Origin of the sequence: Nocardia farcinica (assembly GCF_029867845.1) — a bacterium.
In the GTDB taxonomy this organism is placed as follows: domain Bacteria; phylum Actinomycetota; class Actinomycetes; order Mycobacteriales; family Mycobacteriaceae; genus Nocardia; species Nocardia farcinica_A.
Map to the genome: position 1 here is coordinate 1 of NZ_JARWRU010000236.1, position 13,954 is coordinate 13,954.

15 protein-coding genes and 2 pseudogenes are annotated in these 13,954 nt (G+C 70.8%); all 17 read right to left on the reverse strand.

Going from position 1 to position 13,954, the window contains the following annotated elements:
* Positions 1 to 1,257: Clp protease N-terminal domain-containing protein (locus tag QH283_RS04840; RefSeq protein ID WP_280501808.1), on the reverse strand; the 1,257-nt coding region annotated here is incomplete at its 3' end.
* A 370-nt stretch (positions 1,258 to 1,627) separates the two neighbouring features.
* Complete coding sequence (locus QH283_RS04845; protein ID WP_280501809.1) at positions 1,628 to 2,251, reverse strand: FHA domain-containing protein; 624 nt, start codon at positions 2,249 to 2,251, stop codon at positions 1,628 to 1,630.
* A gap of 329 nt (positions 2,252 to 2,580) precedes the next feature.
* The gene (locus QH283_RS04850) at positions 2,581 to 2,940 is read right to left on the reverse strand and encodes a histone-like nucleoid-structuring protein Lsr2 (RefSeq protein ID WP_280501810.1); all 360 of its coding nucleotides are present in this window, start codon (positions 2,938 to 2,940) and stop codon (positions 2,581 to 2,583) included.
* A gap of 149 nt (positions 2,941 to 3,089) precedes the next feature.
* On the reverse strand, positions 3,090 to 4,556 hold the full coding sequence (lysS, locus tag QH283_RS04855) for a lysine--tRNA ligase (protein WP_280501817.1): 1,467 nt from the start codon (positions 4,554 to 4,556) through the stop codon (positions 3,090 to 3,092).
* 221 nt (positions 4,557 to 4,777) lie between these two features.
* Positions 4,778 to 5,200, reverse strand: a complete 423-nt coding sequence (locus QH283_RS04860; protein WP_280501818.1) for a rhodanese-like domain-containing protein — start codon at positions 5,198 to 5,200, stop codon at positions 4,778 to 4,780.
* A gap of 5 nt (positions 5,201 to 5,205) precedes the next feature.
* Positions 5,206 to 5,928, reverse strand: coding sequence for a cysteine dioxygenase (locus QH283_RS04865; protein WP_280501811.1), 723 nt, complete (start codon positions 5,926 to 5,928; stop codon positions 5,206 to 5,208).
* 294 nt (positions 5,929 to 6,222) lie between these two features.
* Positions 6,223 to 7,017 carry a type III pantothenate kinase gene (locus QH283_RS04870; RefSeq protein ID WP_280501812.1) on the reverse strand — a complete coding sequence of 265 codons (795 nt, stop codon included), beginning with the start codon at positions 7,015 to 7,017 and terminating at the stop codon, positions 6,223 to 6,225.
* A gap of 45 nt (positions 7,018 to 7,062) precedes the next feature.
* Positions 7,063 to 7,482, reverse strand: coding sequence for an aspartate 1-decarboxylase (panD, locus tag QH283_RS04875; protein WP_280501813.1), 420 nt, complete (start codon positions 7,480 to 7,482; stop codon positions 7,063 to 7,065).
* Positions 7,483 to 7,495: 13 nt separating this feature from the next.
* Entirely contained in the window at positions 7,496 to 8,452 is a 957-nt protein-coding gene (gene panC, locus QH283_RS04880; protein WP_280501814.1) for a pantoate--beta-alanine ligase, read from the reverse strand.
* Positions 8,449 to 9,378, reverse strand: a complete 930-nt coding sequence (locus QH283_RS04885) for a Rossmann-like and DUF2520 domain-containing protein (RefSeq protein WP_280501819.1) — start codon at positions 9,376 to 9,378, stop codon at positions 8,449 to 8,451. Before QH283_RS04885 ends, panC begins: the two co-directional genes overlap by 4 nt.
* A 173-nt stretch (positions 9,379 to 9,551) precedes the next feature.
* Positions 9,552 to 10,532, reverse strand: a complete 981-nt coding sequence (locus QH283_RS04890; protein WP_280501815.1) for a DUF6779 domain-containing protein — start codon at positions 10,530 to 10,532, stop codon at positions 9,552 to 9,554.
* Between the two features lie 70 nt (positions 10,533 to 10,602).
* Positions 10,603 to 11,070, reverse strand: a complete 468-nt coding sequence (locus QH283_RS04895) for a DUF3180 domain-containing protein (protein WP_280501820.1) — start codon at positions 11,068 to 11,070, stop codon at positions 10,603 to 10,605.
* Positions 11,067 to 11,639, reverse strand: coding sequence for a 2-amino-4-hydroxy-6-hydroxymethyldihydropteridine diphosphokinase (gene folK / locus QH283_RS04900; RefSeq protein ID WP_280501816.1), 573 nt, complete (start codon positions 11,637 to 11,639; stop codon positions 11,067 to 11,069). Before folK ends, QH283_RS04895 begins: the two co-directional genes overlap by 4 nt.
* On the reverse strand, positions 11,636 to 12,049 hold the full coding sequence (folB, locus tag QH283_RS04905) for a dihydroneopterin aldolase (RefSeq protein WP_280501821.1): 414 nt from the start codon (positions 12,047 to 12,049) through the stop codon (positions 11,636 to 11,638). The genes folK and folB overlap by 4 nt, the downstream gene beginning before the upstream one ends.
* A 111-nt stretch (positions 12,050 to 12,160) precedes the next feature.
* A pseudogene (folP, locus tag QH283_RS04910) lies at positions 12,161 to 12,967 on the reverse strand (dihydropteroate synthase); the annotation flags it as partial.
* Positions 12,968 to 13,011: 44 nt separating this feature from the next.
* Positions 13,012 to 13,683 carry a GTP cyclohydrolase I FolE gene (gene folE / locus QH283_RS04915; protein ID WP_414689621.1) on the reverse strand — a complete coding sequence of 224 codons (672 nt, stop codon included), beginning with the start codon at positions 13,681 to 13,683 and terminating at the stop codon, positions 13,012 to 13,014.
* A gap of 54 nt (positions 13,684 to 13,737) precedes the next feature.
* Positions 13,738 to 13,954: pseudogene (locus tag QH283_RS04920) on the reverse strand (hypothetical protein); the annotation flags it as partial.

The following is a 13,954-nucleotide window of genomic DNA, read 5'->3' on the forward strand; positions in this document are numbered from 1 at the left end:
GCGCAGGTCCGGCGGCGCGGTCATCCGGCGGATGCGCATGCGCGCGCCCGCCTCGTCGATGAGGTCGATCGCCTTGTCCGGCAGGAACCGGTCGTTGATGTACCGGTCGGCCAGCGTGGCGGCGGCGACCAGCGCGCCGTCGGTGATGGACACCCGGTGGTGCGCCTCGTAGCGGTCGCGCAGCCCCTTGAGGATGTTGATGGTGTGCTCGACGGTCGGCTCGCCCACCTGGACCGGCTGGAAGCGGCGCTCCAGGGCGGCGTCCTTCTCGATGTACTTGCGGTACTCGTCGAGGGTGGTGGCGCCGATGGTCTGCAGCTCACCGCGGGCCAGCTTCGGCTTGAGGATCGAGGCCGCGTCGATGGCGCCCTCGGCCGCGCCCGCACCGACCAGCGTGTGCAGCTCGTCGATGAACAGGATGATGTCGCCGCGGGTGTTGATCTCCTTGAGGACCTTCTTCAGGCGCTCTTCGAAGTCGCCACGGTAGCGGCTGCCCGCGACCAGCGAACCCAGGTCGAGGGTGTAGAGCTGCTTGTCCTTGAGGGTCTCGGGAACCTCGCCGTTGACGATGGCCTGGGCCAGGCCCTCGACCACGGCGGTCTTGCCGACACCGGGCTCGCCGATCAGCACCGGGTTGTTCTTGGTGCGGCGGGACAGCACCTGCATGACCCGCTCGATCTCCTTGGCGCGGCCGATGACCGGGTCGAGCTTGCCCTCCAGGGCGGCCTGGGTGAGGTTGCGGCCGAACTGGTCGAGCACCAGCGAGGTGGACGGGGTGCCCGTCTCACCGCGGGTGCCGGACTCGACCGGCTCCTTGCCCTGGTACCCGGACAGCAGCTGGATGACCTGCTGGCGGACCCGGTTGAGGTCGGCGCCGAGCTTCACCAGCACCTGGGCCGCGACACCCTCGCCCTCACGGATGAGGCCGAGCAGGATGTGTTCGGTGCCGATGTAGTTGTGGCCGAGCTGCAGCGCCTCACGCAGGCTCAGCTCGAGCACCTTCTTGGCACGCGGGGTGAAGGGGATGTGACCGGACGGAGCCTGCTGGCCCTGGCCGATGATCTCCTCGACCTGGCTGCGCACGCCCTCCAGCGAGATGCCGAGCGACTCCAGCGACTTGGCCGCGACACCTTCACCCTCATGGATCAGGCCAAGCAGGATGTGCTCGGTGCCGATGTAGTTGTGGTTGAGCATCCTGGCCTCTTCCTGGGCCAGGACAACGACGCGCCTCGCGCGGTCGGTGAACCTCTCGAACATCGCTCCCTCACTCTCCTGCTCAGACCTTCAGTGGCATCCGACACTCGGTGCGCTGCGGCCTTCGTGTCGTCAGCCTGCCATGAAGCCCGGGGGTTGCGGCCCCTGCCTCCACTCTAGTTGGCGGGGGTTCCGGCCGCCTGCGGTCCACCCTATTGGGAACCGGCGGCCACATGGTCATTCACTCACAACGCGGGGGATCGGCGAATCGTTTCCGGGTGGGTTTTGCCCAGAGCGAACACCGCTACACCCGCCGCGAGGACACTTTCCCGGACAGGTTCACCCGACCGGCTCCCTGCCTCGACAGCCTACGGCCCCGCCGGGTCGCAGCCCCCGGTCGAAGGTCCAGGCCGGAGCAAGGGAGAGCTCCCGCTCAGAGATCCCGGTCGGAGATGATCCCGCTCTGCATGGCCAGCGCGGCCAGGCGCACCCGCTTCTGGTTCTGCGGCAGATTCTCCACCCCGAACTTGGCGAACAGCGCGCGCAGGTGGGTCTTGATGGCGTCGACGCTGAGGAACAGCTCGTCGGCGATCTGCTGGTTGGAGGCGGGGGTCGCGAAGCCCGCCCCGTTCTTGTAGGGCCTGCACAGGGCGATGAGCACGGCCCGCTGGGTCTCGGTGAGCGAGCGCAGGGTGGGGATGCTGCCGGTGGCCACCCGGGTGATGTCCTCGGCCGGGGTGCCGAACTCGTGGAAGGAGACCAGCGAGGTGCCGACCCTGATGCGGTCGCCCGGCTGCAGGCGGTGCCTGCCGACCAGCCGCTCCCCGTTGACGAAGGTGCCGTTGCGGGACAGACCGTCGTCGACGATGGTCCAGTGCGCGCCGAGGTACTCGACCGCGGCGTGCAGCCGGGAAACCTCGGCGTCCCAGCTCAGCGACACATCGGCCTGCGGGGACCGGCCGATGGTGATGCGCTGGCGCTCGGGGCTGAGCTCGAACTCCTGCTGCCGACCGTTGTCGTCGACATAGCGCAACAACGAACCGACGAATGCTGTCACCGCTCCGCCACCTCATCTTTCCCACATCGCCGCGCCCTGCACGCCGACGAACCACCAGTGGAACGATCGCACATATCGCCCGCGCGGCCCACCCCATCGCGGGCTTCCCGGACGACGGCGCGACCCCGGCCGTGTCGCTGGTCTGTCACGCTGGTCTGTCCGCGCGGGCCTGTCCACGCGGGTCTGTCCACGCGGGCGCATCACGTGCTCCGCCGCGGCCGGCCACGGAGCCGAGCCCGGCGAACACCACGGACCCGGTGCCGCACTCCCCCGAACACACAGCCGCCCGGGTGTCGCACGATTCACCCGGGCGGCGGTGGGAAAAAGAACTACCCCTTCGCCGCCTTGTTGTAGGCCTCGGTGATGTCGGCGGAGATACGGCCCCGCGCGGACACCTTGTGGCCATTCCGACGCGCCCACTCGCGAATTGCGGCGCTTTGTTCGCGGTCGATCGAAACACGGCTCTTGGGCGCCGCGGCGCCGTTGGAGGCCGCCTTCGAGCGACGCCGGCCGCTCACCCGGCGCGCATTGGAAACCCACTCCTCCAGCCCGTCACGCAGCTTCGCGGCATTTTCCGACGACAGATCGATCTCGTACGACACGCCGTCGATCGCAAACTCGATGGTCTCGTCTGCGATGGACTCACCGTCGACATCGTCGATCAGGCTAACGGTGACCTTCTTTGCCATGAGCTGAACGTCCTCTCGAAATCGTGCGACCCGCGACTAGGCCGATTACCCGTGATAAGAATACCTTGAACTCAAAAAATTCCAAGACGGGACCGGAACTGAACCGGTGAACTACTGCGGCCGTTCTACTGCCACCGTTCTACTGCCACTCAGCGCGCGGCCGGGCGAACAATTGGGAACAGTATCGTTTCCCGGATTCCGAATCCGGTGAGCGCCATCAACAGGCGGTCGATTCCCATACCCGTTCCGGTGGTGGGCGGCATGCCGTACTCCATGGCGGCGAGGAAGTCCTCGTCCAGGACCATTGCCTCGTCGTCGCCCTGAGCGGCCAGCCTGGCCTGGTCGACGAACCGTTCGCGCTGGATCACCGGATCGACCAGTTCGGAATAACCGGTGGCCAGCTCGAAGCCGCGCACGTACAGATCCCACTTCTCGGTCACGCCAGGCTTGCTGCGATGTTGCCGAGTGAGCGGCGAGGTCTCCACCGGGAAGTCGCGGACGAAAGTCGGCGCATACAGTTTGTCGCCGTACTGGTGTTCCCAGAGTTCTTCGACGAGTTTGCCGTGGCCGTAGCCCTTGTCCGCCGGAATTTCCAGTCCCACATGGTCGGCGATGGCGCGCAATTCCGCCACGGAGGTCTCCGGGGTGACCGGACGGCCCAGCGCCTCCGACAGCGAGGGATACATCTCCACGGTCGCCCACTCGCCGCCGAGGTCGTATTCGCTGCCGTCCGGGAGGGTTACCACCAGTGTGCCGAGGGCCTCCTGGGCGACTTCCTGGATCAATTCCCGGATCATCCGCGCCGAGTCGTCGTAGGTGCCGTAGGCCTCGTAGGTTTCCAGCATCGCGAACTCCGGCGAATGGGTCGAATCAGCCCCCTCGTTGCGGAAGTTGCGGTTGATCTCGAAGACCTTCTCCAGGCCGCCGACCACACAGCGCTTGAGGAACAACTCCGGCGCGATGCGCAGGTAGAGGTCCATGTCCAGGGCATTGGAATGGGTCACGAACGGCCGCGCCGCCGCACCGCCGTGCAGGGTCTGCAGCATGGGCGTCTCGACCTCGAGGAACCCGCGGCGCTCCAGCGCGTTGCGCAGCGCCCGCACCACCGCCACACGCGTCCGCGCCATCTTCCTGGCCTCGGGACGCACGATCAGGTCCACATAACGCTGGCGGACCCGCGATTCCTCGCTCATCTCCTTGTGCGCGACCGGCAGCGGGCGCAGCGACTTGGCCGCCATGGACCAGGAATCGGCCATGACGCTCAATTCGCCGGTGCGCGAGGCGATCACCTCGCCGTGCACGAACACGAAGTCACCGAGATCGACATCGGCCTTCCAGGCGGCCAGCGCGTCGGCGCCCACGCCGTTCAGGCTGATCATCGCCTGCAATTTGGTGCCGTCGCCCTCCTGCAGGGTGGCGAAGCACAGCTTGCCGGTATTGCGCACGAAGATGACCCGGCCCGCGACGCCCACGATTTGCCCGGTCTGGGTATCGGCGGGCAGATCGGGATGGGCGGCTCTGATCTCGGCCAGGGTGTGCGTGCGCGGCACGAGCACCGGATAGGCCTCCACGCCTTCGGAAAGCAGCCGCTCGCGCTTGTCCCGGCGAATCCGCATCTGCTCGGGCACGTCGACGACGGGCTGGGCGGCGTTCTTCTTGCCTGAGGGCGCATTCGGGGTGCTCACATCGGGTAACCCTAGCGTGGCCGCCGAATGCGTTCGCGAGCGCCCGACCCCTCGCGAACAGGCAGGAAAGGGTTCGCCGCCCGCACGCGCGGCGGCATGCGAGCGGCGACACAGTTCGCGGGAGATTCGCCGGCGAAAAGCGGCGGAGGAATTCAGAGCGAGGCCAGCGAGGCGACCTCACGCGCGAAATGCGGGGTGCGCGCGGCAACGGTGAGCAGGCCCGCGGCTTTCAGCGCCTGATATCCGCCGACCAGATCGGTCGCGCGGTGCAGACCGAGTTGTTGCAGCGAGGCGGCGGCCAGGCTGGAGGTGTATCCCTCCGAGCACACGACGACCCATTCCACATCGTGATCGGTGGCCAGCGCCAGCCGGGCGGAACTGGTGGGGTCCAGCCGCCATTCCAGGACGTTGCGTTCGATGACGAGGGCGCCGGGCAGGGTGCCCTCGCGATCGCGCTGGGCCTGCGGGCGGATGTCGACCAGCAGCGCGCCGCGGGAAAGGGCCTCCGGTAGCTGCCAGGCGTAGAGACGGGTGAGGGAGGCGCGGGCGTGCTCGAGCATCTGATCGATGGTCAGGCGGCTCATCGGATATCACCTTCGGGCTCATCGGTGAGAACGGTGCGGGTGCGGCGCAACGTGCCGTGACCGGTGACCTCGTAATAGGACATGGCGGTCAGCGGCGGCGAATACGCGTGCACGCTCAGGGTCGGTTCGGCGGTGACCGGTTCGATCGCCGAGGGCGCGCGCATGACCTCGTGCACCCAGCCGATCGGGAAAGAGGCCTGATCACCGGCCGAGAGTGTCCGCGCGCGTAATTCCGTTCCATTCCATCGCAATTCCGACAGCGCCCCGCTGAGCACGGTGAGCGCGCCGAGCGAGCCCGCGTGATCGTGCAGATCGGTGGTCTTCGACGGGGTCCAGCTGATCAGCCAGACATCCACCTCGTCGTCGTGGTGGATCCGGGTGGACCAGCGCTCGACGGTGGGAATGCCGCCCTCGGGCAGCAGATGGTCGTAGCGGCCGTCGAGCACGTCCTCGGCGCCCTCGTCGGTGATGCGCAGCAGGTCCGCCGGACGCAGCCGGGTCGGCAGCGCGGGCGCGACGGGGCGCTCGAGACGGGGGTCGTCGGACAGTCGCGTGGCGACCCGGCGACGTGCGGCGACCAGCGGGGAACCGGTGCGGCGCAGGGGCGAGGCCGCCGGAGCCGAGGCGTCGGAGACGGCCTCGGAAACAGCCGAGGAGGTGGTGACCTGCGAGGGATCGACCTGTGCGGAATCGGCCGAGAAGAGAACAGAGGTACGCATGAGCGCTGCTCCAGGAGGTGTGAACGGTCGAGGGACTCGAAATGGTCAGCCTCGAACGGTCGAGGCCGGATCAGCCTCGACAACACTCCTGAGTGCGCGCACGGTGGAACACGCCAGCGAGTGTAGCAGCGCCGCGCGCGGGGGCGACAGCGGCGGGCCGGGTGATCCGCGCCGCAGGTACGGCCGGGCGCCGCGGCGCGGGGGCGACGGGGAAAGGGGCCACGGGGAAAGAGGCCACAGGGAAAGAGGCCACGGGGAGAAGGGACGGCGACAGCGATGGCGGCACGGCCACGCTCATCCCTTGCGCCGCTGTAGGTTCCGCTCGTAGACGCGCAGCAGACCGGTGAGCGTGAGGTGCGGTTCGTGCTTGTCGATGGTCTCGGACTCCGGCACGATCAACGGCGCGCTGATGCCGGTGGCCACCACGGTCACGTCACTGCCCGCGAAGGTGTCGAACTCGTCGCGGATGCGGTCGATCAGCCCGTCCACCAGGCCCGCGAAGCCGAACACGGCGCCGGACTGCATGGCCTCGACGGTGTTCTTGCCCAGCACCGACCGCGGACGCGCCAGCTCGACCCGGCGCAAGCCCGCCTTCTCGATCAGCGCCTCACCGGAGATGACCACGCCGGGAGCGATCACCCCGCCGAGGAACTCGCCTTTGCCGGACACCAGATCCACGGTGGTCGCGGTGCCGAAGTCGACCACGATCGCGGCCCCGCCGAACTGCTGATAGGCGGCCAGCGCGTTGACGATGCGGTCGGCGCCGATCTCCTTGGGGTTGTCCACCAGCAGCGGGATGCCGGTACGCACGCCCGGCTCCACCACCACATGCGGCACGTGCGACCAGTAGCGCTCCAGCATGGCGCGCAGCTCGTGCAGCACCGGCGGCACCGTGGACAGCGCGGCGACGCCGACCACCTCGTCGAGCTGCGCGCCGATGAGCCCGCGCAGCTGCATGGCGAACTCGTCGGCGGTCAGCAACGGGTTGGTGTGCATGCGCCAGTGCCGGTGCAGGCGGGCGTGGCCGCCGGTGCCCGTGAACAGCCCCAGCTCGATGCTGGTGTTGCGGACGTCGATGGTCAGCAGCATGGGTCCCCCGGTGGGAGCTTCCCCGGTCGGGGGAAGGGTCTGGTGTCAGGCGAAGGTCAGCGAGCGGGGCGAGGTCAGGCCCGAGCCCTCCGGCGCGTGCGCGGGGTCGGCGCCCAGCTCGACCGGGCGGTTGCGCTCGTCGACGAAGACCACCTTGGGCGCGTACTCGGCGATCTCCTGCTCGTTCATCATCCCGTAGGCGATGAGGATCACCAGGTCACCGGGGTGTACCAGGTGGGCGGCGGCGCCGTTGATGCCGATCACGCCGGAGCCGCGCTCACCGGCGATCACGTAGGTTTCCAGCCGGGCGCCGTTGTCGATGTCGACGATGCAGACCTGCTCGCCCTCGAGCAGATCGGCGGCGTCGAGCAGATCCTGGTCCACCGTCACCGAACCTACGTAGTGCAGGTCGGCATGGGTCACGGTGGCCCGGTGGATCTTGGACTTCATCATGGTGCGCAACATCGTCGTCGCCTTTCTAGCGCGCGGGAGGAACGAGAGCGGGGTCGGCGGGCGCCGGTTTCGGCCTGGCCTCGTGGTCGGGATGGCCGTCGATGGTGGCGCCGAGGGTGACGGGGACGTTGTCGATCAGGCGCGTGGTCCCGACCTTGGCCGCGACCAGCAGACGGGCATTGCCCGAGGCCGGGGCGGGGCCGAGGGTGGCCGAACGCAGTTCCAGGTAGTCCAGCTCGATGCCCTCGGCGGCGTCGAGCACGGAACGGGCGGCGTTGAGGACGCCATCGGCGCCGAGACCGCCCGCGTGCGCGCCCGCGGACAGCGCGGCCGAGAGGGTGAGGGCGGTCTCGCGCTGGGCCGGGTCGAGGTAGCGGTTGCGCGAGGACAACGCGAGGCCGTCGGACTCGCGCACGGTCGGCACGGCGACGATCTCCACGTCGAAATTCAGGTCGCGCACCATCTGCCGGATCAGGGTGAGCTGCTGGTAGTCCTTCTCACCGAAGAACGCCTGCGTGGGGCGGGCGATCTGGAGCAGCTTGGCGACCACCGTGAGCATCCCCGCGAAGTGACCGGGGCGGGTGCGGCCCTCGAGCTCGGCGCCGAGCGGGCCGGGCTGGACGGTGGTGCGCGGGCCGTCGGGGTACATCTCCGACGGGCTCGGCGCGAACACCAGCTCCACGCCCTCACCGCGCAGCAGCTCGACGTCGGCGTCGAGGGTGCGCGGGTACTTGTCCAGATCCTCGCCGGGGCCGAACTGCAGCGGGTTGACGAAGATCGAGACGATGACGACCTGGTTGGTCCGCTTGGCCTGGCGGACGATCTGGAGGTGCCCCTCGTGCAGGGCGCCCATGGTCGGCACGAGCGCGACGGTGCGCCCGACGCCGCGCAGCGCCTTGGCCACCGAGCCGAGCACCCCCGGGTCGTGGTGCACGGTCAGCTCGCCGGGGCGATAGGCGCCACGCAGTGCGGTGTTCATCATCGGCGTCCTTCCAGCAGGTCGATCAGGGTGGGGTCGGCGGCGGCCCGGCGGGCCGTGCGCAGCGAGAGCGCGCGATAGGCCCGTGCGATCTCGCTGTCGGCGGCCTCCAGCGCGCCCAGGTGGGCGGCCACCGCGCCCGCGTCGCCCCTGGCCACCGGGCCGGTCAGGGCGGACTGGCCGCGGCGAAGCGCGTTGTCCAGCGCGGCCGAGGCCAGCGGGGCGAGCAGGCGTTCGGCCAAGCCGTTCGGCTGGTCGTCGACGAGTTGCTGGCCGAGCAGGCCGGGACCGGCCAGCGACTGACGCAGAGCCTGCACGGCGTCGAGCACCAGGGTCACCAGGTGGTTGCTGCCGTGCGCCAACGCGGCGTGGTAGAGCGTGCGGTTCTCCTCGGCCACCCGGACCGGTTCGCCGCCCATCTCGATCACCAGCGACTGGGCGACGGCGTAGCCGATGTCGTCGGCGGCGGTGACGCCGAAACAGGTGTTGGCCAGGCGGCTGAGGTCCTCGTCGTGACCGGTGAAGGTCATCGCCGGGTGGATGGCCATCGGACGGGCGCCGAGGGCGGTCAGCGGTTCCAGGACGGCGACGCCGTTCGCGCCCGAGGTGTGTGCCACCAGGGTGCCGGGCCGGACCACGCCCGCGGTGGCCAGGCCGCGGACCAGGCCGGGCAGTTCGGCGTCGGGCACGGCCAGCAGCAGCAGTTCCGAGCGGGCCGCCACCTGCTCGACCGGCAGGATCTGCGAGTCGGGCAGGCGGGTGCGCGCACGATGCTTGGACGCGTCGGAGATGGCCGCCACGCCGAACACCACGTGGCCCGCCCGCTCCAGGGCATTGCCGAGAGCCGATCCGACGCGTCCCGCCGAGACGATTCCCACCGTCAGGCGTGCGGGCGCGGGATCGAATCCCGACGCGGCGCTGTCGGAAATCGGTGCAGCGCTGTCGGAAGTCGGTTCCGAGGTCAACGTTGTCCTCTCGATGTCGTTCCAGTCCCGCCGTGCGGGTACCGGACGTTTCGTGACGAGGATATCCGCCCGCCGTTTGCCACAGCTACGGGGTCGGCGCGTGATTTATCGCTCACCGGCCGGAGCCGGTGCCGCGCTCAGCTGCTCCGCTGCCGCTCGGCGGCCAGATTCGCCATGATCTCGGCGACGGTGAGTTTGCGCTCGCCCGCGGACTCGCCCGCGTCCTCGCGGTGGCGACGGCCGGAGGCGGCGCCGAGCGGCACGCCGGGCCCGGAGGCGGACACCTGCGACGAGGCCGCGGGTGTCGCGGCGGCACTCCGGCCGATATCCGCCTCTGCGGTGCCGGGCCGTGCGGTGCCGGTCTCCGGTTCCGCCGGGGTGTCGGCTTCGGCGAAGACGTCGGCCCAGGCGCCCGCATCGCCGACGGCGTGGAAGGCGTGCGGCCAGCTGCCGGAGCCGAGCCCGATGTCGGCGGCGGGCTCGTAGTCGGCGGGGACGATGGCGGTCTCGGCGGTGACCGGCTCGTCGTCGGGGCCGGCAAAGGCGGGCGGATGCGGATGCGCGGGGTCGAAGACCGGGGTCGCGGACCCGGCGCGGGCATCCGCGGAGCTACCGTTGGCGTCGGCCTCGGAACCGGCCCCGCCATCGGTCAGCTCCCGCACCCGGACGGCCTCGGCGCGCAGGGCGGGCCGGTCCACCGGCAGGTCGCCGTCGAAGAGGCGTTCCAGGCTCTGGCGCAGCACCGCGAGCTCGGCGCGCAGGGCGGCCAGCTCCGCGGCGTCGGCGCCGACCTCGGCACGCACCCTTGCCTCGACGCCCATCTCGTATTCCCGGCGCGCGGAGATCTCGCGGTCGAGCTGGAGTTCGTAGACCTTCTGCAGGTCACGCACCTTGGCCTGGTCTACGGCGGCGTCCTTGCGGTACTTGGTGGCGACCATCGCGCCGATCGCCGCTGCCCACAGCGCGGCGACCATGCCGACGCGAATCCACTGCAGATTCTCGCTGAAGATCAGGAACACGCTGGCGATCAGACCGGAGAAGACGAGCGCGCCCATCAGATAGCGCCCGGCCTGATCCCGTCCGATACGGGAAGCGCTGCTCCGGGACGGTCCAACCATGCCCGCCAGGGTAGCCTGCGCCGTCTTCCACGCCCACGACGAACCGTGGTGATACCGGCCGGAAGGAATGCTAGGTGGTTGCCGCGTCGTCGGTCGGATCGTCCGGCGCCCGGCAGCAGTACTCGAGCCACAGCGCCGCGGCCACCAGCGCGACCCCGGCGAAGAAGCCCACCACCGCGCCCGGCGCGTCCGCCGCGGCCGCGGTCAGCTCGCCACGCTGCGGGAACACCCAGAACAGGAAACCGAGCCAGATGCCGGCCACGATCGCGCCCACCTGCACCGAGGCCTTGGCCAGCGCGACCGCGCGGGCGGCGGTGATCGGATGCAGCTTGCGCCCGGTGCCGACCTCCTCGTCGCGCACCCTGGCCCGGATGACGAAACCGAGCGCCACCTCGATCACCGCCACCGGATACAGCGACGCGCCCGCTAACACCGAGATCGGCGGCAGGCTGCCGTAGGCGAACCTGGTGGCGCCCCAGGCCAGCAGCGCCGCGATCACGACCGTGGCCAGCAGGTCCCACGCCTTGGTCGGCTTCAATTGCACTCCCGGCTCCCCTCCCCCGCGTGCGCGTCGGTACTCAGCGTCAGCTCGGTGCGACTCAGCGTCAGCTCGGTGCGCCGCACGCCCGCCCGCTCCCCAGCGTCCAGGTCGGCCAGCCACTCACGTACCGGACGCGGCTCGCCCGCCACCGCGAGCGTGGCGTCCGGTTCCACGGCCAGCCAGGGCACGAGGACGAAGGCGCGTTCGTGGGCGCGCGGATGCGGCAGCGTGAGCACCGGGTCGTCACTGACCACCGGCTCGCCGCCGCGCGCGCACCACACCACGTCGACATCGAGCGTGCGCGCGCCCCAGCGGATCTCGCGCACCCGGTGCGCGGCCTGCTCGAGGCGCTGCCCGGCGGCCAGCCAGTCACCGGGCTCGCGGGCGTCGTCGTCGACCACCAGCACCGCGTTGAGGAAGTCGTCCTGCTCCACCCCGCCCCATGGCGCGGTGGCGTACACCGGGGAGACCGCGACCAGGCAGTCGGCGAACTCCTCGACCACGCCGCGCAGATGCGCCAGGCGATCGCCGAGGTTGGAGCCGATGGACAGCACCGCGCGGCTCACCCGGCCTCCTGCCTGGTGCGGGTGGTGACCACCCGGACGTCGGAGAAGGTGTGCGGGATGGGCGCGGACGGCTTGTGCACCACCACCTCCGCGCGCTGGATGCGCGGATCGGTCATGACGTCGTCGGCGATCTCGGAGACCACCGTCTCGATCAGGTTGCGCGGCGGGCCGGCCACGATGCGCACCGCCCGCTCGGCCAGCGCGCCGTAGTCGACGGTGGCGGCGAGGTCGTCGGAGGCGGCGGCCACGGTGAAATCGACCCAGACGGTCAGGTCGATCACGAACTCCTGGCCGTCGCGGCGCTCGTGCTCGAACACTCCGTGCCTGCCGAACACGCGCAGCCCGCGCAGTTCGATGCGGTCGAGTCCGGCCTGGCGCGGCTCGGCGGCCCGGGGGGTCGGGTCGGTCATCGGAGGGCACCTCCGGGCTGTCCGGCGTGGGCGGGCCGGGGGGGGGCGGGGCGGGGGGGGGGGGGGGGGGGGTCTGGGGCGCCCCCCGGGGGGGGGCGGGGGGGGGGGGGCCCGCGGGGCGCGGGCGCCCCGCCAGGCGTCTACCACGGCGATGGCGTCCAACGAGGAGCGCACGTCGTGGACCCGCACGCCCCAGGCGCCGTGCTCGGCGGCCAGCGCGGACACCGTCGCGGTGGCCACCTCGCGGCCGTCCGGCGGGCGTGGGCCGCTGTCGTCGGCGAGCAGGGTGCCGAGGAAGCGCTTGCGCGAGGCCCCGATCAGCACCGGCAGCCCGGCGGCGACGAACCGCGGCAGCGCGGCCAGCAGCGCCCAGTTGTGCTCGGCGTTCTTGGCGAAGCCGAGGCCGGGGTCGAGGATCAGCCTGCCGGGATCGACGCCGGCGCGGACGGCGAGTTCGACCTGGGTGTCGAGTTCGGCGCGCACCTCGGCGACCACGTCGTCGTAGTGCTCTGCGGGGCCGGTGTGCCGGTAGTCGGCCGCCGCCCGCCAGTGCATGAGAATCCACGGCACGCCCGCCTCGGCGACCACCTTCACCATGGCGGGATCGGCGCGGCCGCCGGAGACGTCGTTGACCACCGCGACACCGGCCGCCAACGCGGCCTCGGCGACCGTGGCCCGCATGGTGTCCACGCTGGTCGGCACGCCCGCGGCGACCAGGCCGCTGATCACCGGGGTGACCCTGGCCGCCTCGGTCTCCGGGTCGACGCGGTCGGCGCCGGGCCGGGTGGACTCGCCGCCGACGTCGATGATGTCGGCGCCCGCCTCGTAGAGCTCGATGCCGTGCGCGATGGCCCGATCCGGGTCCAGATACCGCCCGCCGTCGGAGAAGGAGTCGCCGGTCACGTTGACCACGCCCATCACCACGCAGCTGCGGCCCCCGCGCGCGCAGATCGGGACGGAGCTCACTTGCGCAGGATGAGATCGAGCGCCTCGGCCCGCGAGGCGGCGTTGGTCTGCAACAGCCCGCGCACCGCCGAGGTGGTGGTGCTCGCGCCCGGCTTGCGGATGCCGCGCATCGCCATGCACAGATGCTCGGCCTCGACCACGACGATCGCGCCGCGCGGTTCCAGCTTGCGCATGACGGCGTCGGCGATCTGGCTGGTCAGCCGCTCCTGCACCTGCGGGCGCTTGGCGTAGAGGTCGACCACCCTGGCCAGCTTGGACAGGCCGGTGACCCGTCCGGCCGGGCCGGGGATGTAGCCGACGTGCGCGACGCCGTGGAAGGACACCAGGTGGTGCTCGCAGGTCGAGTACATGGGGATGTCGCGGACCAGCACCAGCTCCTGGTGCCCCTCGTCGAAGGTGGTGTCGAGCACCCGGTCGGGCTCGGTGTAGAGCCCGGCGAACATCTCCCGGTAGGCGCGGGCGACGCGCGCCGGGGTGTCGACCAGACCCGGGCGGTCCGGGTCCTCGCCGACGGCGATCAGCAGCTCGCGGATCGCCGCTTCGGCGCGCGACTGGTCGAACACGCGACCGGTCGCCTCGGCGCGCAGCTCAGGATCGAACGCGCCGTTCGCGGCGTCGAAGTCCACACCGGTCACGGCATCGAGCGCTGTGTCATGGTTGGCCGACAATCGAGGACACCTCCAAATCCGCGCCGGCGATCCTTCGCCCGGCGAGGGTCGAGCCTAGTCGGCGGGACGGTTGCGGCCGTTCGGCCCGTCCCAGTCGTGGCGGTCGTCGTCCGATCCCGGCCCGCCCTGTCCTGGCCGGCCGGGGGCCTCGGACCCGGAACCCTCGCTGCCCGCGCCCTCCTCGGCCTGCTCGCCCCACGGCTGGAAGCCCTGGGTGGGTGGCTGCGGCTGCGTCCACCCGCCGTGGCCCGGCGCGCCCGCGGGCGGCGCG

Bases quoted from the DNA above. Each gene is read 5' to 3' on its own strand.
- QH283_RS04850 (WP_280501810.1), bottom strand. From the start codon at position 2,940: ATGGCAAAGAAGGTCACCGTTAGCCTGATCGACGATGTCGACGGTGAG.
- lysS (WP_280501817.1), bottom strand. From the start codon at position 4,556: ATGCGGATTCGCCGGGACAAGCGCGAGCGGCTGCTTTCCGAAGGCGTG.
- QH283_RS04865 (WP_280501811.1), bottom strand. From the start codon at position 5,928: ATGCGTACCTCTGTTCTCTTCTCGGCCGATTCCGCACAGGTCGATCCC.
- QH283_RS04870 (WP_280501812.1), bottom strand. From the start codon at position 7,017: ATGCTGCTGACCATCGACGTCCGCAACACCAGCATCGAGCTGGGGCTG.
- panD (WP_280501813.1), bottom strand. From the start codon at position 7,482: ATGTTGCGCACCATGATGAAGTCCAAGATCCACCGGGCCACCGTGACC.
- panC (WP_280501814.1), bottom strand. From the start codon at position 8,452: ATGATGAACACCGCACTGCGTGGCGCCTATCGCCCCGGCGAGCTGACC.
- QH283_RS04890 (WP_280501815.1), bottom strand. From the start codon at position 10,532: ATGGTTGGACCGTCCCGGAGCAGCGCTTCCCGTATCGGACGGGATCAG.
- folB (WP_280501821.1), bottom strand. From the start codon at position 12,049: ATGACCGACCCGACCCCCCGGGCCGCCGAGCCGCGCCAGGCCGGACTC.